Source organism: Streptomyces filipinensis (assembly GCF_014649495.1).
Lineage (GTDB): Bacteria > Actinomycetota > Actinomycetes > Streptomycetales > Streptomycetaceae > Streptomyces > Streptomyces filipinensis.
The window spans coordinates 73,209-99,853 of the sequence record NZ_BMTD01000012.1 but is presented as its reverse complement, the minus strand read 5'-3'; the positions used below and the strand labels follow the sequence as shown (position 1 = coordinate 99,853).

Annotated in this window: 20 protein-coding genes; 11 read left to right on the top strand and 9 right to left on the bottom strand. The window is 74.3% G+C overall.

Going from position 1 to position 26,645, the window contains the following annotated elements; all coding sequences use genetic code 11:
- The first annotated feature begins 96 nt into the window (after nucleotides 1–96).
- The gene (locus IE244_RS25530; protein WP_191876082.1) at nucleotides 97–528 is read left to right on the top strand and encodes a hypothetical protein; all 432 of its coding nucleotides are present in this window, start codon (nucleotides 97–99) and stop codon (nucleotides 526–528) included.
- A gap of 6 nt (nucleotides 529–534) precedes the next feature.
- On the opposite strand, the gene IE244_RS25525 is transcribed toward IE244_RS25530, so the two are convergent.
- The 7 genes from IE244_RS25525 to IE244_RS25495 form a co-directional block, all read right to left on the bottom strand.
- On the bottom strand, nucleotides 535–1,752 hold the full coding sequence (locus tag IE244_RS25525; RefSeq protein WP_191875908.1) for a cytochrome P450: 1,218 nt from the start codon (nucleotides 1,750–1,752) through the stop codon (nucleotides 535–537).
- A 62-nt stretch (nucleotides 1,753–1,814) separates the two neighbouring features.
- Nucleotides 1,815–2,594 (bottom strand): N-formylglutamate amidohydrolase, encoded by a 780-nt coding sequence (locus IE244_RS25520; protein WP_191875907.1) that lies wholly within the window; start codon nucleotides 2,592–2,594, stop codon nucleotides 1,815–1,817.
- Nucleotides 2,595–2,700: 106 nt separating this feature from the next.
- Nucleotides 2,701–4,920, bottom strand: coding sequence for an NADP-dependent isocitrate dehydrogenase (locus tag IE244_RS25515; protein ID WP_191875906.1), 2,220 nt, complete (start codon nucleotides 4,918–4,920; stop codon nucleotides 2,701–2,703).
- Between the two features lie 253 nt (nucleotides 4,921–5,173).
- Nucleotides 5,174–5,584 (bottom strand): DUF4186 domain-containing protein, encoded by a 411-nt coding sequence (locus tag IE244_RS25510; RefSeq protein WP_191875905.1) that lies wholly within the window; start codon nucleotides 5,582–5,584, stop codon nucleotides 5,174–5,176.
- Nucleotides 5,585–5,604: 20 nt separating this feature from the next.
- Entirely contained in the window at nucleotides 5,605–6,690 is a 1,086-nt protein-coding gene (locus tag IE244_RS25505; protein WP_191875904.1) for a mechanosensitive ion channel family protein, read from the bottom strand.
- Between the two features lie 182 nt (nucleotides 6,691–6,872).
- A complete protein-coding gene (locus IE244_RS25500; protein ID WP_191875903.1) occupies nucleotides 6,873–8,402 on the bottom strand; it encodes an amino acid permease in 1,530 nt (509 codons plus the stop codon).
- Between the two features lie 52 nt (nucleotides 8,403–8,454).
- Nucleotides 8,455–9,441: a hypothetical protein gene (locus IE244_RS25495; RefSeq protein ID WP_191875902.1), complete on the bottom strand. Its 987-nt coding sequence runs from the start codon at nucleotides 9,439–9,441 to the stop codon at nucleotides 8,455–8,457.
- A 250-nt stretch (nucleotides 9,442–9,691) separates the two neighbouring features.
- Here IE244_RS25495 and IE244_RS25490 point away from each other — a divergent pair, with 250 nt between their 5' ends.
- Genes IE244_RS25490 through IE244_RS42190 form a run of 3 tightly spaced genes read left to right on the top strand, consistent with a single transcriptional unit; the run spans nucleotide 9,692 to nucleotide 14,030 of the window.
- The gene (locus tag IE244_RS25490) at nucleotides 9,692–11,122 is read left to right on the top strand and encodes an FGGY family carbohydrate kinase (RefSeq protein ID WP_191875901.1); all 1,431 of its coding nucleotides are present in this window, start codon (nucleotides 9,692–9,694) and stop codon (nucleotides 11,120–11,122) included.
- Nucleotides 11,119–12,564 carry an FAD-dependent oxidoreductase gene (locus IE244_RS25485; protein ID WP_191875900.1) on the top strand — a complete coding sequence of 482 codons (1,446 nt, stop codon included), beginning with the start codon at nucleotides 11,119–11,121 and terminating at the stop codon, nucleotides 12,562–12,564. The genes IE244_RS25490 and IE244_RS25485 overlap by 4 nt, the downstream gene beginning before the upstream one ends.
- Entirely contained in the window at nucleotides 12,561–14,030 is a 1,470-nt protein-coding gene (locus tag IE244_RS42190) for an NAD(P)/FAD-dependent oxidoreductase (protein WP_229854326.1), read from the top strand. Before IE244_RS25485 ends, IE244_RS42190 begins: the two co-directional genes overlap by 4 nt.
- Nucleotides 14,031–14,115: 85 nt before the next feature.
- On the opposite strand, the gene IE244_RS25470 is transcribed toward IE244_RS42190, so the two are convergent.
- Together IE244_RS25470 and IE244_RS25465 are read right to left on the bottom strand one after the other, a co-directional pair.
- Complete coding sequence (locus IE244_RS25470) at nucleotides 14,116–14,880, bottom strand: crotonase/enoyl-CoA hydratase family protein (RefSeq protein WP_191875899.1); 765 nt, start codon at nucleotides 14,878–14,880, stop codon at nucleotides 14,116–14,118.
- Between the two features lie 48 nt (nucleotides 14,881–14,928).
- Nucleotides 14,929–15,903: a lysylphosphatidylglycerol synthase transmembrane domain-containing protein gene (locus tag IE244_RS25465; protein ID WP_191875898.1), complete on the bottom strand. Its 975-nt coding sequence runs from the start codon at nucleotides 15,901–15,903 to the stop codon at nucleotides 14,929–14,931.
- A 96-nt stretch (nucleotides 15,904–15,999) separates the two neighbouring features.
- On the opposite strand from IE244_RS25465, the gene IE244_RS25460 reads away from it, so the two are divergent.
- The 7 genes from IE244_RS25460 (at nucleotide 16,000) to IE244_RS25430 (ending at nucleotide 26,616) form a co-directional block, all read left to right on the top strand.
- Entirely contained in the window at nucleotides 16,000–17,865 is a 1,866-nt protein-coding gene (locus IE244_RS25460; protein ID WP_191876081.1) for an ABC transporter ATP-binding protein, read from the top strand.
- A gap of 434 nt (nucleotides 17,866–18,299) precedes the next feature.
- On the top strand, nucleotides 18,300–19,160 hold the full coding sequence (locus IE244_RS25455; protein ID WP_191875897.1) for an SCO4651 family lipoprotein: 861 nt from the start codon (nucleotides 18,300–18,302) through the stop codon (nucleotides 19,158–19,160).
- Nucleotides 19,161–19,233: 73 nt separating this feature from the next.
- Nucleotides 19,234–19,773 (top strand): (2Fe-2S)-binding protein, encoded by a 540-nt coding sequence (locus tag IE244_RS25450; RefSeq protein ID WP_191875896.1) that lies wholly within the window; start codon nucleotides 19,234–19,236, stop codon nucleotides 19,771–19,773.
- A complete protein-coding gene (locus IE244_RS25445; protein WP_191875895.1) occupies nucleotides 19,770–20,765 on the top strand; it encodes an FAD binding domain-containing protein in 996 nt (331 codons plus the stop codon). The genes IE244_RS25450 and IE244_RS25445 overlap by 4 nt, the downstream gene beginning before the upstream one ends.
- A 26-nt stretch (nucleotides 20,766–20,791) precedes the next feature.
- Nucleotides 20,792–22,891 (top strand): xanthine dehydrogenase family protein molybdopterin-binding subunit, encoded by a 2,100-nt coding sequence (locus IE244_RS25440; protein ID WP_191875894.1) that lies wholly within the window; start codon nucleotides 20,792–20,794, stop codon nucleotides 22,889–22,891.
- A gap of 2 nt (nucleotides 22,892–22,893) precedes the next feature.
- Nucleotides 22,894–25,263 carry a glycoside hydrolase family 65 protein gene (locus tag IE244_RS25435; protein ID WP_191875893.1) on the top strand — a complete coding sequence of 790 codons (2,370 nt, stop codon included), beginning with the start codon at nucleotides 22,894–22,896 and terminating at the stop codon, nucleotides 25,261–25,263.
- A gap of 156 nt (nucleotides 25,264–25,419) precedes the next feature.
- On the top strand, nucleotides 25,420–26,616 hold the full coding sequence (locus IE244_RS25430; RefSeq protein WP_191875892.1) for an exo-beta-N-acetylmuramidase NamZ family protein: 1,197 nt from the start codon (nucleotides 25,420–25,422) through the stop codon (nucleotides 26,614–26,616).
- Nucleotides 26,617–26,645: the final 29 nt, after the last annotated feature.

Below are 26,645 nucleotides of genomic sequence, written 5' to 3'. Positions count from 1 at the left end.
CCGCGACACGGCGCGGACGAGCACCGACAGGCCGGGGACCGGCATCGACGGGCCGGGGACGAGTTCCGCGGGGCCGGGGCCGGGGACGAGGAGGAGCTGGCGGACGCCGTGCTGGAGGAGGGGCTGCGCCAGGCCGCCGCCGTCCTGGACCCCGTCCCGGACTTCCTGCGCCAACTCGCCCTGGACGCCTACGCCCTGCACGACCTGGACGCGCAGCTCGCCGAGCTGACCTTCGACTCGCTCGTGGACGCGCTGCCCGTCAGGGGCGTCACGGACGCGCCCCGGATGCTGACGTTCCGGGCGGGTGAGGTCACCGTCGACGTCGAGGTCACCGACCACGGGCTGATCGGCCAGCTGCTGCCGCCGCAGTCGGCGCGCATCGAGGTGCTCGGCGGCCCGCAGACCGCCCGCCAGGTCACGGTCGACACCCTCGGCCGCTTCAGCAGTGACACGGCGCCGGCCGGCCCGTTCGCCCTCAGGCTGCGCACCGGCGCGGAGGTGATCGTCACGGAGTGGCTGCGAGCCTGAACCCGGTCAGCTGGACCAGGTCACGGGCAGCGTCCGCGGGCCGCGGATCATGGTCTTGTGCCGCCAGCGCACCTGCTCGGCCGGCACGGCGAGCCGCAGCCCGGGCAGCCGGTCCAGCAGCGTGTCCACCAGCAGCTCGGTCTGCAGCCGGGCCAGGACCGCGCCGGTGCAGAAGTGCGGGCCGTTGCCGAACGCGAGATGCGGACGGGGAGCGCGGTCCGGATCGATGCGGTCCGGGTCCGCGAAGACGTCCGGGTCCCGGTTGGCGGCGAGGTAGGAGACGTAGACCGGTTCGCCCGCGGTGATCCGGTGACCGGCGATCTCCACGTCCTCCAGGGCGATCCGGGCGAGCCCGACCGTGCTGCGGTGCGGGATGTGGCGCAGCAGCTCGTCCAGCACCGGACCGCGCGCCTCGGGCCGTGCCCGCATCCGCTCCATCAGTTCCGGCCGGGTCAGCAGCAGGTACAGCATCTGCCCGCAGTTGTGCGTGACGGCCTCACCGCCGATCTGCAGCGGGCCGGCCAGCCCGACGGCCTCCTCCTCGCTGATCTCCCCGGCCGCCACGGCCCGGCCGAGCAGCGCGTAGACGTCTTCGCCCGTGCTGTGCGCGCGGGCCCGGACGACGGAGCGGATCCAGTCGTACAGACCGTCCTTGGCCTGGCCGGCGGCCTCGGCCCCGGTGGTGGAGATGATCTCCCGCGTCCAGGTGTGCACCTGGTCCCGGTCGGCGGGCGGCACCCCCATGACCTCGCTGACGACGCTGATCGGGAACGGCTCCAGCACCCGCTCGACCAGGTCGGCCGGCGGCCCGTCCCGGACGACACCCTCCACCAGCTCGTCCAGGATCGCCTGCGCGCGGGGCCGCAGCCGCTTCATCGCGCTCACCGTGAACGCGCCGGCGACGGGCCTGCGCAGCCGGTTGTGGTCGGGCTGGTCGGCCCAGGCCAGCGAGCCGGGCCGGGGCGCGAAGTTCGGTGCGAGCCGGGTGATCTGACGCCGGGTCACCTCGGCACGGCTGAACCGCGGGTCGTTGGTGATCAGCTTCACGTCGTCATAGCGGGTCGCCAGCCACGCCCAGCCCTCGCCGAACGGCAGCCGGATGCGGGTCAGCGGGCCCTCGCGCATGAGGTCGGCGAGCACCGGGTCGAAGTCCGTCCCGTCCAGGTCGGATGCGGGCCAGTCGCGCACGGGGGCCTGGCCGGTGAGCGTGGTCTCGTCGGTCATGCGCACCACACTGGTACGGGCAGCGGTGGCTGTCCTGTGGGAGTGCGCCAGGCGGGGGCGCTTCAGGCCGCGTCCACGAGTGCGGCCAGGGCGTTCGCCAGCCGTTCCAGTCCCGGCCCGGCCGGGCCGCCCGGCTCCGTCATGTAGGTGTCACGGCGGATCTCCACCATCAGGGCCGCGACCCGGGTGTCGGTGCCGTGGAACTCCAGCGGCACGTATGTCCCGGCGAACGGGCTGTCCAGCCCCGTCCCACCGCAGGCCGTGAACGCCCTGCGGGCGGCCTTGGCCAGGCCGGGCGGGGTGTGCAGGGAATCCGTGCCCAGGCACACCGGCGGACGCGGCCCGCTGCCGTGCAGCTCGTAGGGGAGCGGCTCGCTCGGATAGGAGTGGACGTCGATCACCACGGCCCGCCCGGTCGCGGCCAGCCGGTCCGCGACCGCCTCGGTCATGGCCCGCGCGTACGGCCGGAAGTACCGCGCCAGCAGCGGCTCCGGATCGGTGTCCGCGGGCCGCAGCGCGGTGCGGTGCGTGGTCCGGGTGTAGACGGCGCCCATCCCGACGGCCGTCATCTCCTCCCGCTCGTCCGGGAACCGCTCCGGGTCCACGACCAGCCGGGACAGCCGGTTCACGAACCGCCACGGCGTGACGCCGGCCCGCTCGGCGGCCCGCTCGGCGAGCTCGGCGGTGTGCGCGTCCGTGATGTGGTCCAGCTCCCGCTCCAGCGCGGCGTCGTCCAGCACGATGCCGGCCCGCACGTCCGCGGGGACCGCCCGCGCGGAGTGCGGCACGTGCAGCAGCACGGGCGAGTCGGGGGCGCCGGGCAGGAGTTCGAACGAGGACACGGGCTGCTCCGTGGCGTTTCGGTGGTGTGGACACGGCTCCGCCCCGGCCGGGGTCGCCGGCCGGGGCGGAGGATCACTCGGGTGAGCGGCTCGGGCGCCGCGGGCGTCAGCTCAGGGACGCCAGCACCTCGTTCCAGGTGGCGGACGGGCGCATGACCGCGTCCGCCTTGGCCTTGTCGACCTGGTAGTAGCCGCCGATGTCGGCCGGCTTGCCCTGGACGGCGATCAGCTCGTCCACGATCTTCTGCTCGTTCGCGGCGAGGGTCTCGGCGAGCGGCGCGAAGGCCTTGGCCAGGTCGGCGTCGTCGGTCTGCCGGGCCAGCTCCTGCGCCCAGTACAGGGACAGGAAGAAGTGGCTGCCGCGGTTGTCGATGCCGCCGACGCGGCGGGTCGGGGACTTGTCCTCGTTGAGGAAGGTCGCCGTGGCGCGGTCGAGGGTGTCGGCGAGGACCTTGGCGCGGGCGTTGCCGGTGGCGGTCGCGTACTGCTCGAAGGAGGGCACGAGCGCGAAGAACTCACCGAGGGAGTCCCAGCGCAGGTAGTTCTCCTTGACCAGCTGCTGGACGTGCTTCGGCGCGGAGCCGCCGGCGCCCGTCTCGAACAGGCCGCCGCCCGCCATCAGCGGCACGACCGACAGCATCTTGGCGCTGGTGCCCAGCTCCAGGATCGGGAAGAGGTCGGTCAGGTAGTCGCGCAGGACGTTGCCGGTGACCGAGATCGTGTTCTCGCCGCGGCGGATGCGCTCCACCGACAGCTTGGTGGCCTCGACGGGGCTCAGGATCCTGATGTCCAGGCCCTCGGTGTCGTGCTCGGGCAGGTACTGCTTGACCTTGGCGATCAGGTTGGCGTCGTGCGCGCGGCCCTCGTCCAGCCAGAACACGGCCGGGTCGCCGGTGGCGCGGGCGCGGGTGACGGCCAGCTTGACCCAGTCGCGGATCGGGGCGTCCTTGGTCTGGCAGGCGCGGAAGATGTCGCCGGCGGCGACCGGCTGCTCGATCAGCACGTTGCCGGTGGCGTCGACCAGGCGGACCGTGCCGGCCGTGGCGACCTCGAAGGTCTTGTCGTGGGAGCCGTACTCCTCGGCCTTCTGCGCCATCAGGCCGACGTTCGGGACCGAGCCCATGGTGGACGGGTCGAAGGCGCCGTTGGCCCGGCAGTCCTCGATCACGGCCTGGTAGACACCGGCGTAGGAGGAGTCCGGGACGACGGCGAGGGTGTCGGCCTCCTGGCCGTCCGGGCCCCACATGTGGCCGGAGGTGCGGATCATCGCCGGCATGGAGGCGTCGATGATGACGTCGGAGGGCACGTGCAGGTTGGTGATGCCCTTGTCGGAGTCGACCATGGCGAGGGCCGGGCCCTCGGCGATCTCGGCGTCGAAGGAGGCCTTGATCTCGGCGCCCTCGGGCAGGTTCTCCAGGCCCTTCAGGATGCCGCCCAGGCCGTCGTTCGGGGTGAGGCCCGCCGCCTTGAGCGTCTCGCCGTACTTCGCGAACGTCTTCGGGAAGAAGGCGCGCACCACGTGACCGAAGATGATCGGGTCGGAGACCTTCATCATCGTCGCCTTCAGGTGCACGGAGAACAGGACGCCCTCCTGCTTGGCGCGGGCGACCTGCGCGGCGAGGAACCCTTCGAGCTCGGCGACGCGCATGACGGAGGCGTCGACGACCTCGTCCTTGCGGACCGGTACGGACTCCTTCAGGACGGTGGTGGTGCCGTCCGCGGCGACCAGCTCGATCCTCAGCGCGCCGTCCTCGGCGATGACGACGGACTTCTCGGTGGAGCGGAAGTCGTTCTCGCCCATCGTGGCCACATTGGTGCGGGACTCGGAGGTCCAGGCGCCCATGCGGTGCGGGTGGGTCTTGGCGTAGTTCTTCACCGAGGCCGGGGCGCGGCGGTCGGAGTTGCCCTCACGCAGGACCGGGTTGACGGCGGAGCCCTTGACCTTGTCGTAACGGGCGCGGATCTCGCGCTCCTCGTCGGTCTTCGGGTCGTCCGGGTAGTCCGGCAGCGCGTAGCCCTTGCCCTGCAGCTCGGCGACGGCGGCCTTCAGCTGCGGGATGGACGCCGAGATGTTCGGCAGCTTGATGATGTTGGCCGCGGGGGTCTTGGCCAGCTCGCCCAGCTCGGACAGCGCGTCCGGGATGCGCTGGTCCTCGTTCAGGTACTCCGGGAAGACGGCGATGATGCGCCCGGCCAGCGAGATGTCCCGGGTGGTCACGGGCACACCGGCCTGCGAGGCGTACGCCTGGATCACCGGCAGGAACGAATGCGTCGCCAGGGCCGGGGCCTCGTCTGTGTAGGTGTAGATGATGGTCGAGTCAGTCACCGGGTGCTCCGCTCCACGTCTGCAACATTGCTCGACATCAAGATATCTCGTGATGGAGTCCGGCTCGACAGGGGTCCTGACCGGAAATCGTTCCCGTCGGCGCGGCCGCACGCCCGCGCCGGCCGCACGCGGTCGCGAACGGCCTGCTCAGCGGCGGCGAGGTGCGTGAGGGCGGCGGGCCTGCGTACCCGCTGCGCTCGCCGTCGCCCGGGGCCCCGCACGGGGCGACGACGGAGACGCGGCCGCGCCCCGGTCAGCCCGGGCGGGCGGGGCCGGGCCCGCCCGGGGTTCCGCCCGTCATCTCCCGCTCGATCCACCGGCAGATCACGTCCACCACGTACATGTGCTCGGCCCGGGTCAGCTCCCGCCCCTTCGGGATCCCGTGCCAGCGCTCCAGACAGCCCCGGCAGCAGGTGGCGGTCGCGTGCTGGGCGACGAAGACCGGGTGGCCGCGGTACGGCGTCTGCTTGCCGTCCTTGTGCGGCCGGGCCGGTGCCAGCCGCCGCGCGATCAGGTCGTAGGCGTGCCACCGGATCGTGGCCGGGCCCTTGAGCTCCGCGGTCGCCCGGTCCCGCCCCCGCAGGCGGAACCGGGCGCGGAACGGCTGGCGCGCGAGCGCGTCCAGCGTCCGGTCCAGGGCACGGGGGTCGGGCGAGGCGGTCATGCTGCTTCGAGCATACGGGGCTACTCGGCGGCCCCCGAGACGACGTCCTCCCCGCTGCGCTGCTGCGGGATCACCACCGCGCCCTGCTGCAGCGCGACGGTGCGGGTGGGGGGCGGGATGCTGATGCCCTCCGCGCGGTAGCGGCGGTGCAGGCGCTTGATGAACTCGTGCTTGATCCGGTACTGGTCGCTGAACTCGCCGACACCGAGGACGATGGTGAAACCGATGCGGGAGTCGCCGAAGGTGTGGAAGCGGATGGCGGGCTCGTGGTCCGGGACGGCGCCCTCGACCTCGCGCATGACCTCCGTGACGACCTCCGCAGTCACCCGCTCCACGTGCTCCAGGTCGCAGTCGTAGCCCACCCCGGCCTGCACCAGCACCGTCAACCGCTGCTCGGGGTGCGTGTAGTTGGTCATGTTGGCCTTGGCGAGCTGGCCGTTGGGGATGACCACCAGGTTGTTGGACAGCTGGCGGACCGTCGTCTGGCGCCAGTTGATGTCCACGACGTACCCCTCCTCGCCGCCGCTCAGCCGGATGTAGTCACCGGGCTGCACGGTCTTGGAGGCCAGGATGTGGATGCCCGCGAAGAGGTTGGCGAGGGTGTCCTGCAGGGCCAGGGCCACGGCCAGGCCGCCGACGCCCAGGGCGGTCAGCAGGGGCGCTATGGAGATACCGAGCGTCTGCAGGACGACCAGGAAGCCGATCGCCAGGACCAGCACCCGGGTGATGTTGACGAAGATGGTCGCCGAGCCCGCCACGCCCGAGCGGGACTGGGTGACCGAGCTGACCAGGCCGGAGATCACCCGGGCCGCGGACAGGGTCACCACGAGGATCAGCCACACTTCGAGGATCTGGTTCGTGTGGTGCTGCACGGTCCGGGTCAGCGGCAGCACGACCGCTGCCGCCGCCGCGCCGCCCGCGATCGCCGCCCACGGGACGACCGAGCGCAGCGCGTCCACGATGACGTCGTCGCCGCTCCAGCGGGTCCGCTTGGCGTGCCCCGCGAGCCAGCGCAGCAGCGTGCGCGACAGGAACGCGAGCAGCAGGCCCGCCGCGAGGGAGATGCCGGCGAGGACGAGGTCGTCCAGGGTCAGCGCGCGGTTCACCGGTCACCTCCGCGGCGTGCGCGGGCTGCGGAGTGGGGAGGTCTCGTCACGTGGTCACCTGCTCGATGTGCGGGAAGTGCGAACGCGCCGGTCCGGGAGCTCCGGTGACCGGCGCGATCGTTCATCCTGCCGTATCCGGCACACCAGTTCGCACCGGGACCGGCGCTCTCCGGGCACGTGGCTCAGACGATGCCCTCCGCCAGTTCGGCCTGGTCGCGGTCGCTGCCGTACGCGGCGGCGGTCGGAGTGCCGTAGGACCGGCGGGCGACGTACCACCACACGCTCGCCAGGACCAGCACGACGGCGAGCGCCACCGAGGCGTAGTTCATCGTGTCCACGGTGACCGGTGAGGCCTGCGGCAGGCAGAACAGCACGGTCACACAGGCCACCCAGATCACCGCGATCCAGCCGACCGGCCTGCTCCAGCGGCCCAGATGCCACGGCCCGGGCCGGAAACGGTCGCCCGCGCGCAGCCGCAGCAGCACGGGGATGGCGTAGGCCGGGGTGATGCCGATGACGTTGATGGCGGTCACCGCGTTGTACGCCGTCGCCGAGTACAGCGACGGCAGCGCGAGGACGCCGGCCACGACGACGGCCAGCCACACGGCGGCGACCGGCGTCTGGGTGCGGCTGCTCACCTTGCGCCACAGGTGCGAGCCGGGCAGCGCGCCGTCCCGGCTGAACGCGAACACCATCCGGCTGGCCGCCGCGACCTCGGCGTTGCCGCAGAACAGCTGGGCGATGATCACGACCAGCAGCAGCGCGCTGGCGCCGCCGGTGCCGAGGCCGTCGAGCAGGATCTGCGCGGGCGGCACCCCGGTCGCGGTGGTGCGCGTGGCGTCGTAGTCCTGGATGGCGAAGGTCAGCCCGGCGAGCAGCACGAACCCGGCGATCCAGGACGCCCAGATGGACCTGACGATGCCGCGCGCCGCCGCCACCGAGGCCTGCGAGGTCTCCTCGGACAGGTGGGCGGAGGCGTCGTAGCCCGAGAAGGTGTACTGCGCGAGCAGCAGGCCGACCGCCGCCACGTACAGCGGGTTGTGCCAGCCGGTCTCGTTGACGAACTTCGTGAACACGAAGGACACCGACCGGTGGTGGTCGGGGACGATCGCGAGCGCGCCGACGATGAGCGCGACGCCCGCCAGGTGCCACCACACGCTGACCGAGTTGAGCACACTGACCAGGCGGACGCCGAACAGGTTCAGCACCGCGTGCAGGAGCAGAATGGCGCAGAAGATGAGCATGGTCCGGCCCGGCGTCGGCGTGAAGCCCCACTGCAGGTTCGCGAACGCGCCGGTGAACAGCGCGGCGCCGTAGTCGATGCCGGCGATCGCGCCGAGCAGCCCGAGCAGATTCAGCCAGCCCGTGTACCAGCCCCAGCGCCGGCCGCCGAGCCGGTCGGCCATGTAGTACAGGGCGCCGGAGGTCGGATAGGCGCTGGTGACCTCGGCGAGCGCCAGGCCGACGCACAGCACGAACAGGCCGACGCCCGCCCAGCCCCACAGCATCACGGCGGGCCCGCCGGTGTTCAGGCCGAAGCCGTACAGGGTCATGCAACCCGACAGGATCGAGATCACCGAGAAGCTGATCGCGAAGTTGCCGAAGCCGCCCATGCGGCGGGCCAGGACCGGCCGGTAGCCGAGTTCGCGCAGCCGCTGCTCCTCGTCCTGCTGCGGCAGGCCCGGGGCGGGCGCGGGATCGGGGGTGGACATGCGGGGGACCTCCGGGTCGACGGGCTGGGGACAGGGCACGTTCAGGGGGTCTTCAGGGGCGGGTGCCGTCCGCGGCGGCCCGGCAGCGCTCCCGGGCCTGGGTGAACACCTCCACGGCACGGGCACGGTCGGGCGTGCGGTACAGCCACGGCGGGGGCGTGAAGTACGGGCCGATGGCGTCGAACACCCGGCCCGCGTCGGGGAACTGCAGCGAGCCCCACAGGGCGTGGGCCAGGTGGTTGAGGTCCAGCAGGGAGCGCTCGGCGGGCCGCGTGTGCCCGAACCAGGACTCCAGGGCACGCCGCGCCTCCCGGGCCGAGTCCTCCGCCACCCAGTGCAGGTCGAGCGCCGCGTCGTGCCCGCTGGCACGCCGGTAGCGCTCGACGCGGACGTACAGCGGCAGCACGTGCAGCGCGGAACCGCGCGGGGCCCGCGCGGCGGCCCACTGCGCGTAGCCGGCGGCCTCCGCGAGCCGGCCCGAGCCGCCCCGCACATACAGGAACTGCAGCATCCGGTGGTGCGCCTCGCGGTTGTACGGGTCGCGCTTGCCCGCCTCGGCCAGCAGCCCCCAGGGACCCGGCGGCAGCACCGGCTCGGGCGCGGCCACCCGGTGCTCCTCCCACCGCTGCTCCGGATCCAGCTGCGCCAGCGCCAGCAGGCACACCCACGGCACCGGATCCTGCGGGGCGATCCGGGTGGCGGACTGGGCGGCGTCCCAGGACTCGATCCACAACTCGTGGGTACGGCGGTGCCTCTCCCGCTGGGCCCGCAACGCCCGCTCCACCCCGACCCGCGCGTGCATCACCGCGGCATGGACGCTCTCCGGCTCCTCCGCGAGCCAGGCGCGCACCACGTCGGTGCCGGCGGCGGCCGCCGCGAGGACCTGGGTGCGCTGGGTCCACTGCCAGCCGTGCGCGGTGTCCGCCAGCAGCGCGCGCATCGCCATCCAGCGGCCGGTGCGCAGATCCTGGAGCGCGGCGCGCAGGGCGTGGTCGGGGCCGGCGGGGTCGTAGGAGGGGCGGGGGGCTTCTCTGGCCATCAGCCGTCGGTCCCGGGCCGGCGCACGGGCGAGCTGACGGGGTCGCGTGGCAACGGCCCTCCTGTGGGCGGCGGTCGTGGGGTGGCGCGCGGGTCGGCGGTCACTATAGAGGTGCCGGTTCCGCCTTGCCATTGTTGTCAACTCAACCATTTGTCCAGGCAAGTTGAGCGGCGGGGAGAAGCTTGACGGCGGCCATGGCACGGCGGCAGGCTGACACGGTGATCTTCGGGGCGAAGTGGCGGGAGGTGTGATGGCGAGGCCGGTGCTCGCCGTCGACCAGGGCACGTCCGGCACCAAGGCCCTCGTGGTCTGCCCGGAACGCGGTGTCCTGGGCTCCGGGTTCGCCGAGGTCCGCCCCCGGTACCTGCCCGGTGGACTGGTCGAGGCGGACCCGGCCGAGCTGTACGACTCGGTGGTCCACGCCGGCCGGCAGGCGCTGGCCGAGGCCGGTGAGGACGTCGTGGCCCTGGGCCTGGCCAACCAGGGCGAGACGGTCCTCGCCTGGGACCCGGCCGACGGCCGCCCGCTGACCGACGCCCTGGTGTGGCAGGACCGGCGCGCCGAGTCCGTGTGCGCCGAACTCGCCGAGCACGCCGAGGAACTGCGCCGGCTGACCGGGCTGCCCCTCGACCCGTACTTCGCCGCGCCGAAGATGGCCTGGATCCGCCGCCACCTCACCCGCGAGGGCGTCGTGACCACCTCCGACGCCTGGCTGGTCCACCGCCTCACCGGCGCCTGTGTCACCGACGCCGCCACCGCCGGCCGCACCCAGCTCCTCGACCTCGACCGCGCCGAGTGGTCCCCGCGCGCCCTCGACCTGTACGGCCTGGCCGGCGAACGCCTCCCCGAGGTGACCGACACGGCAGGACCGGTGGGCACCACCACGGCGTTCGGCCGCGAGATCCCGCTCACCGGACTGATCGTCGACCAGCAGGCCGCCCTGCTCGCCCAGCGCGTCACCGCGCCCGGCGCCGCCAAGTGCACCTACGGCACCGGCGCCTTCCTGCTCGCACACACCGGCGACCGCCCCCGGCGCGGCAGCTCCGGCCTGGTCAGCTGTGTCGCCTGGCGGCTCGCCGGAACCCCCGCCTACTGCCTCGACGGCCAGGTCTACACGGCCGCCTCCGCCGTCCGCTGGCTCACCGAACTCGGCGTCATCTCCTCCGCCGCCGACCTCGACCCCGTCGGCGGTGCCGTCCCCGACAGCGGCGGGGTCACCTTCGTGCCCGCCCTCGCCGGACTCGCCGCCCCCTGGTGGCGCGGCGACCTGCGGGGCTCGCTCACCGGCCTCGGCCTCGACACCGGCCCCGGCCACCTGGTGCGCGCCCTGTGCGAAGGCATCGCCGCCCAGGTCGCCGAACTCGCCGACGCGGCCGCCGCCGACCTCGGCGCCCCGCTGGACACGCTCCGCGTCGACGGCGGACTGACCCGCTCGGCGCTGCTCCTGCAGACCCAGGCCGACCTGCTGCAACGCCCCGTCGAGGTGTCCGCGCTGCCCGACGCGACCGCACTCGGCGCGGCCGCCCTCGCCCGCCTCGGCGCGGACCGTACCCTGGCCGTCGAACAGGCACTGCCCGACTGGAAGCCCGCCGCCGTGTACGAACCCCGGGTCACCGCCGACCAGGCCGCCGAACGCCGCGACCGCTTCCGCACCGCCGTGGCCGCCCTGCTCGGCTCATGACCGTCACCCGGGAAGGCCCGCTGCCCGGTCGGACGTACGACGTCGTGATCGTCGGCGCCGGAGTCGTCGGCTGCGCCCTCGCCCGTGAACTCGCCCGCCGGCCCCGGCTGAGCGTCGCCCTGGTGGAGGCCCAGGACGACGTCGGCCAGGGCACGTCCAAGGCGAACACGGCGATCCTGCACACCGGTTTCGACGCCGCCCCGGGGACCCTGGAGGCCTGGCTGGTCCGCGAGGGCTACCACCGGCTGGGCGCCTACGCCGCCGAGACCGGCATCCCCGTCGAACGCGTCGGCGCCCTGCTGGTCGCCTGGGACGAGGAACAGCTGGCCGCCCTGCCCCGGCTGGCCGGGAAGGCCGAGCGCAACGGCTACGGCGAGACGTCCTTGCTGGGCTCCGACGAGGTGTACGCCCGCGAACCCCGCCTCGGACCCGGAGCGCTCGGCGCCCTGCACGTGCCCGGCGAGAGCATCATCTGCCCCTGGACGACGACCCTGGCGTACGCCACCCAGGCGGTCCGCGCCGGAGTGGACCTGCACCTGAACGCCGCGGTCGCACAGGCGGCTTGGCAGGCCGGCCACCACCTCGTCACGTCCCGGGGCACCCTGCGCGCCCGCCGGCTGGTCAACGCGGCCGGACTGCACGCCGACACCGTCGACCGGCTGCTCGGCCACGAGGACTTCACCGTCACCCCGCGCCGCGGCCAGCTCCTGGTGTACGACAGGCTCGCCCGCCCGCTCGTCCGGCACATCCTCCTGCCCGTGCCGACCGCGCGCGGCAAGGGCGTCCTGGTCGCGCCCACCGTCCACGGCAACGTGCTGCTCGGGCCCACCGCCGAGGACCTCGACGACAAGCGGGCCACGGGCTCCACCGCCGAGGGCCTCGCCGGACTGCGGGACAAGGGCCGCCGTATCCTGCCCGCGCTCCTCGACGAGGAGGTCACCGCCGTCTACGCCGGGCTGCGCGCGGCCATCGGGCAGGAGGACTACCGGATCACCGCTCACCCCGAGCAGGGGTACGTCACCGTCGGCGGCATCCGCTCCACCGGCCTGACCGCTTCGATGGCCATCGCCGCCCATGTCACCGGCCTGCTGGCCGGCACCGGTCTCGACCTCGGCCCGGTGCGCGAGCCGGATCCGGTGACCGTCCCCGGCCTCGGCGAGGCGTTGCCGCGCCCCTGCCAACGGCCCGACCTCGTCGCCGCCGACCCCGAGTACGGCGTCCTCGTCTGCCACTGCGAGCGCGTCTCCCAGGGCGAGATCCGCGACGCCCTCGCCGCTCCGATCCCGCCCCGCACCCTGGAGGCCCTGCGCCGACGCACCCGCGCCGGGGCGGGCCGGTGCCAGGGGTTCTACTGCGGCGCGGCGGTGCGGGACCTGTTGGAACGGGGTCTCGCGCAGGCCGATCCGGCCGGCCGGGGGCCCTCGGGAAAGGGGTGGCCGTGACGAGCCCGCGCCGGGTCGACGTCCTCGTCGTCGGCGCCGGCCCCGCCGGACTCGCCGCGGCCGCACGGCTGGCCGCCGCCGGTGCCGGGCACGTGGAGGTGCTGGATCGGGAGGCCGAGCCGGGGGGAGTCCCACGGCACTGCGCACACGGCGGCTTCGGCACGTGGACGCGTCCGCTGACCGGTCCGGGATACGCCCGGCTGCTGGCGGAGGCCGCCGCCCGCGCGGGCGCGGTGGTCCGGACCGGGGTGACGGCTCTGGACTGGGCAGGGGCCGGGGCGCCCGGGGCGGTGGGTCTCTTCGGCCCGGGGCGGCCGTGGGCCGCGGATCCGGCGGCGGCAGGGGAGTTCGGGGCGGGTGTTCCGGACGGGGCCGCAGCCGAGGCGTCCCCCACGCGAACCGGCCGCCCGTGCGAGCGGACCGCTGCCGGAACCGGCCCGTGCGTGTCCACGAGCGTGCCCCTCGCCGGCTCCGGTACCGGCCGGGTGCCCCTCGGCTCCGGCTCCGGTACCGGCCCGGCGCTCCACGTCGTCGGTCCCGGCGGCCCCGAGACCGTCGAGGCGCGCGTCGTCGTCCTGGCCACCGGTGCCCGGGAACGCCCGCGCACCGCCCGGCTGGTGCCCGGCACCCGCCCCGCCGGCGTCTACACCACCGGTGAACTCCAGCAGGCGGTCCATCTCTTCGGGCAGCGCGTCGGCACCCGCGCGGTCGTCGTCGGCGCCGAGGACGTCTCGTACGCGGCGGCCGCCACCGTGCGCGCGGCCGGCGCCGAGGTGGTCGCCCTGGTGACCGAGCACCCGCGGGCCCAGACCGGGCGGGCCCGCGCCCAGACCGCCCGGCTGTGCCACGGCATCCCCCTGCTGACGGGGACCACGGTCGCCGAACTCCTCGGCCACGGCCGCCTGTCCGGCGTCCGCGTCCGGCACCGCGACGGCCGTACGACCGTGCTGGCCTGCGACACCGTCGTCTTCACCGGCGACTTCGTACCCGATCACGAACTCGCCCGGCGCGGCGCCCTCGCCCTGGACCCCGGCACCCGCGGCCCCGCCGTCGACGGCACGCTGCACACCTCCCGGACCGGGGTCTTCGCCGCCGGGAACGTCCTGCACGCCGTCGAACGCGCCGGTGCGGCGGCCGGTGAGGGGGCCAGGGCTGCCGGCGCGGTGCTGGACTTCCTGGCGGGCGCCCCCTGGCCGGACCCGGGAGTCCCGCTCGTCGTCGAGGAGCCGCTGCGCTGGATCGCCCCGAACCGCATCACCCCCACCGGGCCGCCCGCCCGTCACGTCCTGCGCACCGGCGCCCCGCTCACCCGCCCGGTCCTGCGGATCCACCAGGACGGCCGCCTCCTGCACCAGGAGCGGCCGGTACTCGGCACCGCCCTGCCGAACCGCACCCTCACCCTCAGCGCACACTGGTACGACCGCGTCGACCCGAAGGGCGGGATGGTCAGGGTGAGCCCGGCCTGACCGACCGCCCCCACCCCCGCCGACCGTCTCGCACCGCGGCCTCGCCCTCGCGTCAGCGACTCGCCCGGGACGGAAGGGGGCACGCTCACATGTCTGTGAAGGATCCGTGTCGTCCGGCGCCCGAGGCGAAGCGGGCGGCTCCCTCGGTGCTCTGGGCCAGCACGCCCAGGCCATGGCGGAGTTCACCGCGCATCGCCGTCTCCTCGTCCAGCCCCTGCTGGTCTAGGACCGACGCGCGGTCGCTGCGCAGACAGGCCTGCGGGAAGCGGGCGATCTCCGCGGCCAGCGCCTCGGCCCCGGCGCGGGAGCGCCCCGTGGGCACCACACGGTCGGCGAGCCCGATCTCGTGCGCCTCGCGGGCCGGTACCGGGCGGCCGGTGAGGATCATGTCCATGGCCCGGCCGGCTCCGATCAGCCGGGGCAGCCGTACCGTGCCGCCGTCGATCAGCGGCACGCCCCAGCGCCGGCAGAACACCCCGAACACGGCGTCCTCCTCCGCGACCCGCAGGTCGCACCACAGGGCGAGTTCGAGGCCGCCCGCGACCGCGTGCCCGGACACCGCCGCGATCACCGGCTTCGACAGCCGCATCCGGGTCGGCCCCATCGGGCCGTCGCCGTCCTCCGCCACCCGGTTGCCGCGCTCGGTGCCGATCGCCTTCAGGTCCGCGCCCGCGCAGAACGTACCGCCCTCGCCCCACAGCACCGCGACCCGGGCGTCGTCATCCGCCTCGAACTCCCGGAAGGCGGAGGCGAGTTCGGTGGCGGTGGGGCCGTCCACCGCGTTGCGGGCCGCCGGCCGGGACAGGACGACCGTGGTGACGTACTCGTTGCGCTCCACGCGGACCGGCACGGGAGACCCTCCTTCTCGCCTGCTTGTGAGGCGGAAGGCTACTCCGCCTCAGATCACCTTCAGCCGGAGCAGCGCCCCCAGCGTCAGCGCCCCCGGCAGCAGCGGTAACCACACCGTGATGATGCGGTAGGCCAGGACCACCGCCGTGGCCACCGCGGCCGGGCCGCCCACCGCGACCAGGGCCACGATCAGCGCCGCCTCGACCGACCCCAGGCCGCCCGGTGTGGGGACCAGCGCCACCGCGACGGTCGCCGCCAGGTAGGCGAGCGCCATGTGGGCCACCGGCACCGGCAGCCGGAGGGCCTGGCCGACCGCTGCGAGGCCGGCCGCCTGCAGTGCCGGGAAAGCCAGCGAGCCGCCCCACAGGGCCAGGGCGCGGGCCGGCCGGGCGTGCACCGACCGCGCCTCGCCGAGGGCGTCCCGGGCGAACCCGTGCACGCGCGTGCGCAGCGGTCGTACCAGGGCCACGACGGCCGCCGCCGCGCTCAGCAGGCCGGCCGCGCCCAGCAGCAGCGGCAGGGCCGAGCCGTCCGGCAGCAGGGGGCCGAGCCGCAGCGCGTCGGGGAAGGCGAGCAGCAGCACGCCGAGCAGTCCGAGCCGGCCCACGGACTCCGCCAGCAGGTACAGGGCGAGCGCGGCCGAGGAGCGGGCCAGCGGGACCCCGCACACGGTCATGAAGCGCAGGTTCACCGCGCCCGCGCCCAGCCCGGTGGGCAGCAGATGGTTGGCCGAGGCCGCCGCGAACTGGGTGGCCAGCAGCCGTCCCTTCGGCAGCGGCTGCATCACCGCGCCCTGGCGGGTGAACGCGGCGGCCACCCAGGTCAGGCAGGTGGCTCCGGCCGCCGCGAGCAGCCACGGCCAGGAGGCGGTGCGCAGCTGGCCGAAGCCCTCGGCGAGCAGGGCGCGGTTGCGTACGGCGACCACGGCGACGAGCACGAGCGGCACCAGGCACAGCACCTGGCGGAGGGGGACGCGACGGGGGAGTCGTCCCCGGGGCAGCGGGGGAAGCGGGACGGCGGTCACATCCGCAGAGGGTGGCCGTGCCACCCCAACGCGGGGTGAAAAGGCAGGAACATTGACCTCAACGAAGGTCGAGGTTCTACGTTCTCTCTCATGAGCATGGAGACCACCGCCTGGACACAGTTGCACAGCGTGATGAACGCGCAGGCCGAGCGCCGTCCGTTCGCCCGCGCCACGCTGCGCCGTATCGCCGCCTTCGCCCGCCCGCACCGCGCGGGCATCGCCCGGTTCGTGCTGCTCGGGGTGGTGACGGCACTGCTCGCCGTGGCCACCCCCGTGCTCGCCGGCCGCGTCGTCGACGCGATCGTGGCGGGGCACGACTCCGGCACGGTGGTCCGGCTCTCCCTGCTCATCGCGCTCGTCGCCCTCGCGGAGGCGGGGCTCGGCATCCTCGGACGCCGCCTGTCGGCGATGCTCGGGGAGGGACTCATCCTCGACCTCAGAACGGCTGTGTTCGATCATGTGCAGCGCATGCCCGTGGCGTTCTTCACACGGACTCGTACGGGCGCGCTGGTCAGCCGTCTCAACAACGACGTGATCGGCGCCCAGCGGGCGTTCGCCAACACCCTGTCGGGCGTCGTGAGCAACCTGGTCACCCTGCTGCTGACCCTCGCCGTGATGCTCACGCTGTCCTGGCAGATCACCCTGCTCGCGCTGCTGCTGCTCCCGGTGTTCGTGCTGCCCGCCCGCCGCATGGGCAGCCGGATGGCGCGCATGCAGCGGGAGGCGGCGGCGCTGAACGCGGCCATGGGCACCCGGATGACCGAGCGCTTCTCCGCGCCCGGCGCCACCCTGGTCAAGCTGTTCGGCCGCCCCGGCGAGGAGTCCGCGGAGTTCGCGGCCCGCGCCGCCCGGGTCCGGGACATCGGGGTGCGCACGGCCACCGCGCAGTCGGTCTTCATCACCTCCCTCACCCTGGTCTCCGCCCTCGCCCTGGCCCTGGTCTACGGCCTCGGCGGCTGGTTCGCGCTGCGCGGCACCCTGCAGGCCGGCGCGGTCGTCTCCCTCGCCCTGCTGCTGACCCGCCTCTACGCCCCGCTCACCGCGCTCGCCGGGGCGCGGGTCGAGGTGATGAGCGCGCTCGTCAGCTTCGAGCGGGTCTTCGAGGTGCTGGACCTCAAGCCGCTCATCGAGGAGAAGCCGGACGCCGTCGAGGTCCCCGAGGGTCCGGTCGCCGTCGAGTTCGACGACGTCCGCTTCGCCTACCCCGCCGCCGACCAGGTCTCCCTCGCCTCCCTGGAGGAGGTCGCCGCCCTCGACACCCGCGGCGGCGCCGAGGTCCTGCACGGCGTCTCCTTCCGCGCCGAACCCGGCCAGACCATCGCCCTCGTCGGCTCCTCCGGTGCCGGCAAGTCCACCATCGCCCAGCTGCTGCCACGCCTGTACGACGTCGACGCGGGCGCCGTACGCGTCGGCGGGGTGGACGTCCGCGACCTGACGGCCGCCTCCCTGCGCGGCACGCTCGGCATGGTCACCCAGGACGGCCACCTCTTCCACGACTCCGTCCGCGCCAACCTGCTGCTGGCCCGCCCGGACGCCGCGGACGAGGAGCTGTGGGACGCGCTCGGCCGCGCCCGGCTCGCCGAGGTCGTACGGTCGCTGCCCGACGGACTCGACACGGTGGTCGGCGAGCGCGGCTACCGGCTCTCCGGCGGTGAGCGCCAGCGGATGACCATCGCCCGGCTGCTGCTGGCCCGTCAGCGCGTGGTCATCCTGGACGAGGCCACCGCCCACCTGGACAACACCTCCGAGGCGGCCGTCCAGGAGGCCCTCGCCGAGGCCCTGGAGGGACGTACGGCCGTGGTGATCGCCCACCGGCTGTCCACGGTCCGGGCCGCCGACCAGATCCTGGTGGTGGAGGCCGGGCGGATCGTGGAACGCGGCACGCACGAGGGTCTGCTGGCGGCTGGAGGAAGGTACGCGGAGCTGCACCGGACGCAGTTCGCGGAGGCGCCGTCGGTGTGAGCGGGGCCGGGTTCCGCCGCAGGGGGGTGGGGGCCGGCTGCCGGCCGCGGGTCGCCGTGGCCGGTCGCGTCCCCACGGCGGAGCCGCATACCGGCACAGCCCCGCGCCCCTTCCCGGGCGCCCCCGGCCGAGCCGTGTCGCCCGCCCTCTGGACCGGGCTGGTCCGGACCTTTGGCTTCACGCGTTGAACGGAGCCCGCAGCCACCGCAACCCCCGGACGGTGCACGGGCGTCGGTCCGCACCCCCACGCCAAAGGCCCCCCACGGCCAGAGCCCTGCCCGCAGCCGTGCCCCTGGCCGTCCTGGCGCGGCCTCGGACGGGGCGGCCCTCGTCCGCTGTCCGTGACCGGACGGGAGTGAGCGACACGGAAGAGGGAAACCAGGAGCGGGCCAAGTGCGTGGGAAACAGCCCGACTTGCCCAGGAGGCTCTCACCGTGTCGAACGCCCGGATCGCCAGTGCCGCCGCCGTCCTCGTGCTCGCCGCCGGGCTGACCGGCTGCGGCAGCGGGGACGGCACCAGGGCGGGCGGGGACGCGCAGCACCAGCGCAGCGCGACCCCGCCCGTGCGCGCCGTCCAGGACGCCTACCGCACGACGGTGGCCGCGGGCACCGCGAAGCTGACCGTCACCAGCACGGCCGAGGCCGACGGACAGACCCTCACCGCCCGCGGCAGCGGCGTCGCCGACCTGAAGGACGGCGCCAGCCGGGTCACCCTGGCCTCGCAGGGCACCACCATCGAACAGCGCGTCCTGGACGGCGTGGTCTACCAGAAGCCCTCGGGCAGGCAGCGCGGTGCCGTCCCGGGCGGCAGGACCTGGCTGAAGATCGACCTCAGGCGGCTGGCCGCGAAGGGATCGGCGGGGCAGTCCCGGGTGAGCGACCCGGCCGAACCCGTGCGGTACCTCAGGAACGTGAGCTCCCGGAACGTCACCCGCCTGGGCGAGCAGACCCTGGACGGCACCCGCACCACGCACTACCGGGTGTCCGTGCCCGTCTCCGCGCTGTCCCGGGGCGACGCCGCGCGCGCACGGGAGCTGCGGCAGCAGCTCGGGACGTCCTCCCTCCCGGTCGACCTGTGGCTGGACGGCCCGGGGCGGCTGCGGCGGGAGAGCGTCCGGCTCACCCTGCACCCGCTCAAGGGCAGGACCCCGGGGCGGGGGAACACCACCATGGTGAGCACCACCGTGCTGCGCTTCTCCGGCTTCGGCACCGAGGCGGAGGTCAGCGCACCGCCCGCCCAGGACACCGCGGACGTCACCGACAGGCTGGCCGAGGCGGGAGCCGCGCGCGGCTGAGACGTGTGAGGCGGCGCCGCCTGGATACGCGGTCTGCACGGCACCAGGGCCCGTCCGGAAGGTCACCCCTGCCATGACCAGCGCAAACAAACCGGCTCCGGACTCGGAGATCACCCTCCGGGTCAACGGAAAGCCCCACACCCTGCACATCGACAACCGGCGCACCCTGCTGGACCTGCTCCGGGAGGACCTCGGTCTCACCGGGTCGAAGAAGGGCTGCGACCACGGCCAGTGCGGCGCCTGCACCGTGCTGGCCGACGGCCGGCGCGTCAACAGCTGCCTGCTGCTCGCGGTCGCCCTCGACGGCAGCGAGATCACCACCGTCGAGGGCCTCGGCGGGGACGGCGAGGAGCCGCACCCGCTGCAGCGGGCCTTCCTCGACCGCGACGCCTTCCAGTGCGGCTACTGCACGCCGGGGCAGATCTGCTCCGCCATCGGCATGATCGCCGAGGCCGCGGCCGGCCACCCCTCCCAGGTCACCGACCCCGCGACCCCCTCCGGGCGGCCCGTACCGCTGGACCGGTCCGAGATCCGCGAGCGCCTGAGCGGCAACCTGTGCCGGTGCGGCGCCTATCCGCGCATCGTCGAGGCGGTGGAGGACGTGATCCGGTGAAAAGCTTCGGATACCTCAGACCCGACAGTGTCCAGGAGGCCGTCGAGGCCTACGCCGCCCACCCCGGCGCCCGCTATCTGGCCGGCGGCACCAACCTGGTCGACCTGATGAAGCTCGGCGTCGAGCGCCCCGCCGTCCTCATCGACGTGGGCCGGCTGCCGCTGGACACGATCGAGGAGCTGCCCGACGGCTCCCTGCGCGCCGGCGCCACCGTCCGCAACAGCGACCTGGCCGCCGACCCGCGCGTCCGCGACCGCTACCCGGCGCTGTCCCAGGCCCTCCTCGCGGGCGCCTCCGGTCAGCTGCGCAACGCCGCCACCACCGGCGGCAACCTGCTCCAGCGCACCCGCTGCCCCTACTTCCAGGACCTGGACAAACCCTGCAACAAGCGCGAGCCCGGCAGCGGCTGCAGCGCTCTGGACGGCGTCCACCGCGACCACGCGGTCCTCGGCCACTCCCCGCACTGCATCGCCACCCAGCCGTCCGACATGGCCGTCGCCCTCGCCGCCCTCGACGCCCAGGTGGAGCTGTACGGCACCGAGGGCACCCGGCGGCTGCCGGCGGCCGAGTTCCACCGGCTGCCGGGTGAGCACCCCGAGCGGGACACCTGGATCCGCCCCGGCGAACTGATCACCGGCGTGCTGCTCCCGGCCGGGACCGCCGGTGTCCCGTCCGCCTACCGCAAGGCCCGCGACCGGGCGTCGTACGCCTTCGCCCTCGCCTCCGTGGCCGTCGTGCTGCGGGTCGCCGACGGCGTCGTGGACCAGGCGGGCATCGCCTTCGGCGGACTCGCCCACCGGCCCTGGCGGGCCCGGCACGCCGAGCTGGCCCTGCTGGGCGCCCACGCCACCCCCGCCGCCTTCGAAGGCGCCGTGGACCTGGAACTCATGCACGCCGAGCCGCTGCGGGACAACGCCTACAAGGTGTCCCTCGCCCACAACCTCGCCCTGGACGTCCTCAACCGTCTCGCCCCGGCCCCCGCGGCGGCCTGAGCACAGGGAGCAGGCAGGAGGATCCCATGACCGCGACCAGCCTGGGCGCCCCCGTCGAGCGCCGGGAAGGACGGCAGAAGGTCACCGGTGCCGCCCGTTACGCCGCCGAGTACCACCTGCCCGGGCGTGCCCACGCCTGGCCCGTGCCCGCTCCGGTCGCACGCGGCCGGGTCACCGCGGTCGACACCTCGGCCGCCCTCGCCCTGCCCGGCGTCCTCGCCGTCCTCACCCCCGATGACGCGCCCCGTCTCGCCGAGCCCGAGGACGCCACGCTCGCCGTCCTGCAGGGCCCGGACGTGCCGCACCGGGGCTGGTGCGTGGCCCTGGCCGTCGCCGAGACCCTCGAAGCGGCCCGCGCCGCCGCCCGGGCCGTCCGCGTCACCTGTGCCGCCGAACCCCACGACGTCGGCCTGGACCCCGGTCACCGGGACGCCTACGAGCCCAAGGAGACGAACGCCGGCTACCCCGGCCGCGTCGAGCACGGCGACCCGCAGGCCGCCTTCGCCGCCGCCGAGGTCCGCGTCGACACCGTCTACCGGGTGCCCCCGCTGCACAATCACCCCATGGAGCCGCACACCAGCACCGCCCACTGGGACGGGGACCGGCTCACCGTGTACACCTCCAGCCAGGGCGGTACGACCGTGCGGTCCGTGCTCGCCCAGCTGTTCCGACTGCCCGAGGACACGATCACCGTCGTGTCCGAGCACGTCGGCGGCGGCTTCGGCTCCAAGGGCACCCCACGCCCCGACGTCGTGCTCGCCGCGATGGCCGCCCGGCACACCGGCCGGCCCGTCACCCTCGCCTACCCCCGCCGTTCCCTGCCCACGACCGTCGGCCACCGCGCCCCGACCGTGCAGCGGCTGCGACTCGGCGCGCACACGGACGGCCGGCTCACCGCCGTGCTGCACGAGACGACCACCCACACCTCCCGTGTGAAGGCGTTCGTGGAGCAGGCCGCGGTACCCGCCCGCGTCATGTACGCCGCCCCGGCGCTGCTCAGCTCCCACCGGGTGGTCCCGCTCGATGTGCCGAGCCCGTCCTGGATGCGCGCTCCCGGCGAGGCGCCGGGCATGTACGCCCTGGAGTCCGCCATGGACGAACTCGCCGACGCGCTCGGCATGGACCCGGTGGAGCTGCGCGTCCGCAACGACCCCGAGTGCGAACCGGGCAGCGGCAAGCCGTTCAGCAGCCGGCACCTCGTGGAGTGCCTGCGCGAGGGCGCCCGCCGCTTCGGCTGGGCCGAGCGCGACCCCCGCCCCCGCTCCCGCACCGAGGGCCCGCTGCTCATCGGCACCGGCGTGGCCGCCGCCACCTACCCGGCCGCCGCCGTCCCGGCCACCGCCTCCGCCCGGGCCCTGCCCGACGGCACCTTCGCCGTGCGGATCAACGCGACCGACATCGGCACCGGGGCCCGTACCGTCCTCGCCCAGGTCGCCGCCGACGCCCTCGCTGTGCCCGTGGACCGGGTGGGCACCGAGATCGGGCACAGCGACCTGCCGCCGGCCTGGCTGGCCGGCGGCTCCATGGGCACCGCCTCCTGGGGCTGGGCGGTGCACGAGGCCTGTGCCGAGCTGGCGTCCCGGCTGGCCGCGCACACCGGCCCCCTGCCCGCCGACGGCATCGAGACCCGCGCCGACACCGCCGGGCGGGCCGACGCCGACAGCCCGTACGCCCGGCACGCCTTCGGCGCGCACTTCGCCGAGGTCGCCGTCGACAGCGTCACCGGCGAGACCCGGGTACGGCGACTGCTGGGGATCTACGCCGCCGGACGGATCCTCAACGCCCGCACCGCCCGCTCCCAGTTCACCGGGGCCATGACCATGGGCCTGGGCATGGCCCTCACCGAGGGCAGCACCCTGGACCCGGCGTTCGGCGACTTCACCGAGACCGACCTCGCCTCCTACCACGTGCCCGCGCACGCCGACGTCCCCGCCATCGAGGCCGACTGGATCGACGAGGAGGACCCGCACCTCAACCCGATGGGCAGCAAGGGCATCGGCGAGATCGGCATCGTGGGAACCGCCGCCGCCCTCGGCAACGCCGTCCACCACGCCACCGGCATCCGCTTCCGCCACCTGCCCCTCACCCCCGACCGGATCCTCACCGGCCTGCTCGCCGGGGGGTGACGGTGCAGGGACCGACCTGGGAGTACGACGGTTACCGCCCCGAGGAGGAACGCCTGAGGGAGTCCCTGTTCACCCTGGGCAACGGCTACTTCGCCACGCGCGGCGCGCTTCCCGAGTGCACCGCCGACGACATCCACTACCCGGGCACCTACGCGGTCGGCTGCTACGACCGGCTCACCTCCCAGGTCGCCGGACGCCGGGTCGAGAACGAGGACATGGTCAACCTGCCCAACTGGCTGCCGCTGCGCTTCCGCCCGGCGGACGGTGCCTGGCTCACCCCGGACACCGCCCCCGTGACCGAACACCACCAGGTGCTGCATCTCGACCCCGGCCTGCTGGAACGCCGCACCGGCTACGGCCTGGACGGCGGCACCACGCTCCATGTGCGCCAACTGCGCCTGGTCCACCTGACTGACCGTCATCTCGCCGTGCTGCGCACCGAGTTCACCGTGGAGGGCGACGGCCTCGACCTGGAGGTCGAGGCCGCACTCGACGGGCGGATCACCAACTCCGGCGTGGCCCGCTACCGGGACCTGGACGGGCGACACCTCGTCCATGTGCGGACCGGCATCGCCGCCCACGACACCGTATGGCTGCGCTGCCACACCCGCACCTCCCGCATCGAGTTCGGCCTCGCCGCCCGGCTGACCGTCGACGCGCCGGTGAGAGTGGTCCCCGAAGTCGAGCGCTCGGTCCAGCAGCTGAGGCTGCGTCTGGTGCCCGGCCGTACGGTCACCGTCGACAAGACCGTCGCGCTGCACACCTCGCACGACCCGGCCATCGGCGACGCGCTGCAGGCGGCGGTCGACCGGGTCGGCGCCGCACCCGGCTTCGACGCGCTGGTCGAGTCGCACGCCGCGGCGTGGGAGCAGCTGTGGCGGCGCACCGCGCTGGAGGTCCCCGGTGAGGCGGGCAGCATCCTGCGCCTGCACCTGTTCCACGTGCTGCAGACCCTCTCGCCGCACACCGCGGACCTCGACGTCGGCGTTCCCGCGCGCGGACTGCACGGCGAGGCCTACCGCGGCCATGTCTTCTGGGACGAACTCTTCGTCCTGCCCTACCTCAACCTGCACCTGCCCGAGGTCTCCCGCGCCCTGCTCCACTACCGCCACCGCCGGCTGGACGCCGCCTGCCAGGCGGCCCGCGACCTCGGCCGGCGCGGGGCGCTCTACCCGTGGCAGAGCGGCAGCGACGGCCGCGAGGAGACCCAGCAGCTCCACCTCAACCCCCGTTCCGGCCGCTGGCTGCCGGACCACACCCGGCTCCAGCACCACGTCGGCTCGGCGGTGGCGTACAACATCTGGCAGTACTGCGAGGCGACCGGAGACATCGACTTCCTGCACGGCGAGGGCGTCGAGATGCTGCTGCACATCGCCCGGTTCTGGGCGGACTCGGCCGCCTACGACGCCCGCCTCGGCCGGCACCGCATCCGGGGCGTGGTCGGCCCCGACGAGTACCACGACGCCTACCCCGGCGCCGCCGCACCGGGCCTGGACGACAACGCGTACACCAACGTCACCGCCGCCTGGGTGCTGGCGCGCACCCTGGAGCTGCTGGACCTCCTGCCCGAGCCGCGCCGCCGGGAACTCGCCGAGAGCACCGGACTGGGGGACGACGAGCCCGCCCGCTGGGAGGAGATCTCCCGCACCCTCCACGTGCCCTTCCACGACGGGGTGATCAGCCAGTTCGAGGGCTACGGCGACCTGGCCGAGCTGGACTGGCACGGCTACCGCGAGCGGTACGGCGACATCCGGCGCCTGGACCGGATCCTGGAGGCGGAGGGCGACACCGTCAACCGTTACAAGGCGTCCAAACAGGCCGACGTCCTGATGCTCGGCTACCTCTTCTCGGCGGCCGAACTCCGCTCGCTGTTCGGCCGGCTGGGCTACCGCCTCGACGAGCGCACCTGGACCGCGACCGTCGACCACTACCTGCACCGCACCAGCCACGGCTCCACCCTCAGCGGCCTGGTCCACGGCTGGGTCCTGGCCCGCGCCCGCCGCGCCGACGCCTGGGCCTTCGTCCAGGAGGCGCTGCGCGGTGACATCGCCGACCTGCAGGGCGGCACCACCGGCGAGGGCATCCACCTCGGCGCCATGGCCGGCACCCTCGACCTCGTCCAGCGCGGGCTGACCGGCCTGGAGACCCGCGGCGGCGCCCTGTGCCTCGACCCGGTCCCGCTGCCCGAACTCTCCTCCTACGGCTTCTCCATCCGCTACCACGGCCACTGGGGCGTCCATCTGCGCCTGCGCAGCGGCCTGCTGGAGATCACCGTGCCGTCCTCCGACCGCTCACCCATCGACGTCTGCCTGCGCGACCGGGTCGTACCGGTCGGACCGGGGGAGTCGGCACGGCTGGTCGTACCGGAGTGAGGCTGAGCGAGCCCGGAGTGAGCCCGGAGGGAGCCCGGAGTGAGCCCGGAGTGAGTTCGCGGCCACCCACGGTGAGTGGTTCATTGCCAAATTCCCTGACAAGCCAGTAAATTTCCGGCAACCGCTTCGAGATGTCACCGGCAGACGGGGCCCAGGATGAGCACGGACGACCGCGCCGCGGTGACGACCGGGATCGCGCGACTGCACGCGTCGCCGGCACTCGCCGGACCCGGCCGGCTCGGGCTGGTCACCAACCACACCGGTGTCCTGGCCGACCTGCGCCCCACCGCGCCCGCCCTGCTGGAGGCCGGCGCGCGCCTGACCGCCCTGTTCGGCCCCGAGCACGGGCTGCACGGCACCGCCCAGGCCGGCGAGAGCGAGGCCGCCCGGACGGACCCCGCCACCGGCCTGCCCGTCCACGACACCTACCGCCGCGACGGCGAGCGCCTCGACGCCCTGCTGCGCGCCAGTGGCGTCGACGCCCTGGTGTACGACCTGCAGGACATCGGGGCCCGGTTCTACACCTACGTGTGGACCATGTGCGACCTGATGGCCTCGGCGGCCCGTACGGGCGTACGGTTCGTGGTCGCCGACCGGCCGAACCCCCTCGGTGGACTCGTCAGCGAGGGACCGCTGCTGGAGGAGGCCTGGGCCAGCTTCGTCGGGCGCGCCCCGATACCCGTCCGGCACGGCCTGACCTGCGGCGAACTGGCCCGGTATCTCAACGCCTCGGTCGTGCCCCGGGCGGCGGGCACCGCCGCCGACCTGACGGTGATCGAGGCCACCGGCTGGCGGCGCGCCCTGCGCGCGGAGGCCACCGGCCTGCCGTGGATCGCGCCCTCGCCGAACATCCCGACGCCCGCCACCGCCGCCGTCTACCCAGGCACCTGCCTGTTCGAGGGCACCAACCTCTCGGAGGGCCGGGGCACCACACAGCCCTTCGAGATCGTCGGGGCCCCCTACATCGACGCCCGGTTCGCGCCCTCGCTCGCCGAACTCGCCCTGCCCGGAGTGCACTTCCGTGATCTGCGGTACGTCCCGACCTTCCACAAACACGCCGGACGGCCGCTGCGCGGGGTCCAGCTCCACATCACCGACCGCGAGGCGTTCACTCCCGTACGCACCGCCGTCGCCATGCTCGCCACGCTGCGCCGGCTCTACCCGCACGACTTCGCCTGGCACCCGGCGGACGGCGGCGCGCAGGGAACGGGACACCGCCACTTCATCGACCTGCTGTGGGGCTCCGACCGGCTGCGGCGCACCGTCGACGCCGGTGAGGACCCACTGCCGCTGTGCGACCCGCCCGCCCCGCCGGACCACTGGGCCGGCGAGCACGCACTGCTCTACCCCTGAGACCTCCCGCCCGCCGCGTGCCGCGCGCA

Bases quoted from the DNA above. Each gene is read 5' to 3' on its own strand.
- IE244_RS25525 (WP_191875908.1), bottom strand. From the start codon at position 1,752: ATGACCGACGAGACCACGCTCACCGGCCAGGCCCCCGTGCGCGACTGG.
- IE244_RS25510 (WP_191875905.1), bottom strand. From the start codon at position 5,584: ATGACCGCCTCGCCCGACCCCCGTGCCCTGGACCGGACGCTGGACGCG.
- IE244_RS25500 (WP_191875903.1), bottom strand. From the start codon at position 8,402: ATGTCCACCCCCGATCCCGCGCCCGCCCCGGGCCTGCCGCAGCAGGAC.
- IE244_RS25495 (WP_191875902.1), bottom strand. From the start codon at position 9,441: ATGGCCAGAGAAGCCCCCCGCCCCTCCTACGACCCCGCCGGCCCCGAC.
- IE244_RS25490 (WP_191875901.1), top strand. From the start codon at position 9,692: ATGGCGAGGCCGGTGCTCGCCGTCGACCAGGGCACGTCCGGCACCAAG.
- IE244_RS25485 (WP_191875900.1), top strand. From the start codon at position 11,119: ATGACCGTCACCCGGGAAGGCCCGCTGCCCGGTCGGACGTACGACGTC.
- IE244_RS25460 (WP_191876081.1), top strand. From the start codon at position 16,000: ATGGAGACCACCGCCTGGACACAGTTGCACAGCGTGATGAACGCGCAG.
- IE244_RS25450 (WP_191875896.1), top strand. From the start codon at position 19,234: ATGACCAGCGCAAACAAACCGGCTCCGGACTCGGAGATCACCCTCCGG.
- IE244_RS25440 (WP_191875894.1), top strand. From the start codon at position 20,792: ATGACCGCGACCAGCCTGGGCGCCCCCGTCGAGCGCCGGGAAGGACGG.
- IE244_RS25430 (WP_191875892.1), top strand. From the start codon at position 25,420: ATGAGCACGGACGACCGCGCCGCGGTGACGACCGGGATCGCGCGACTG.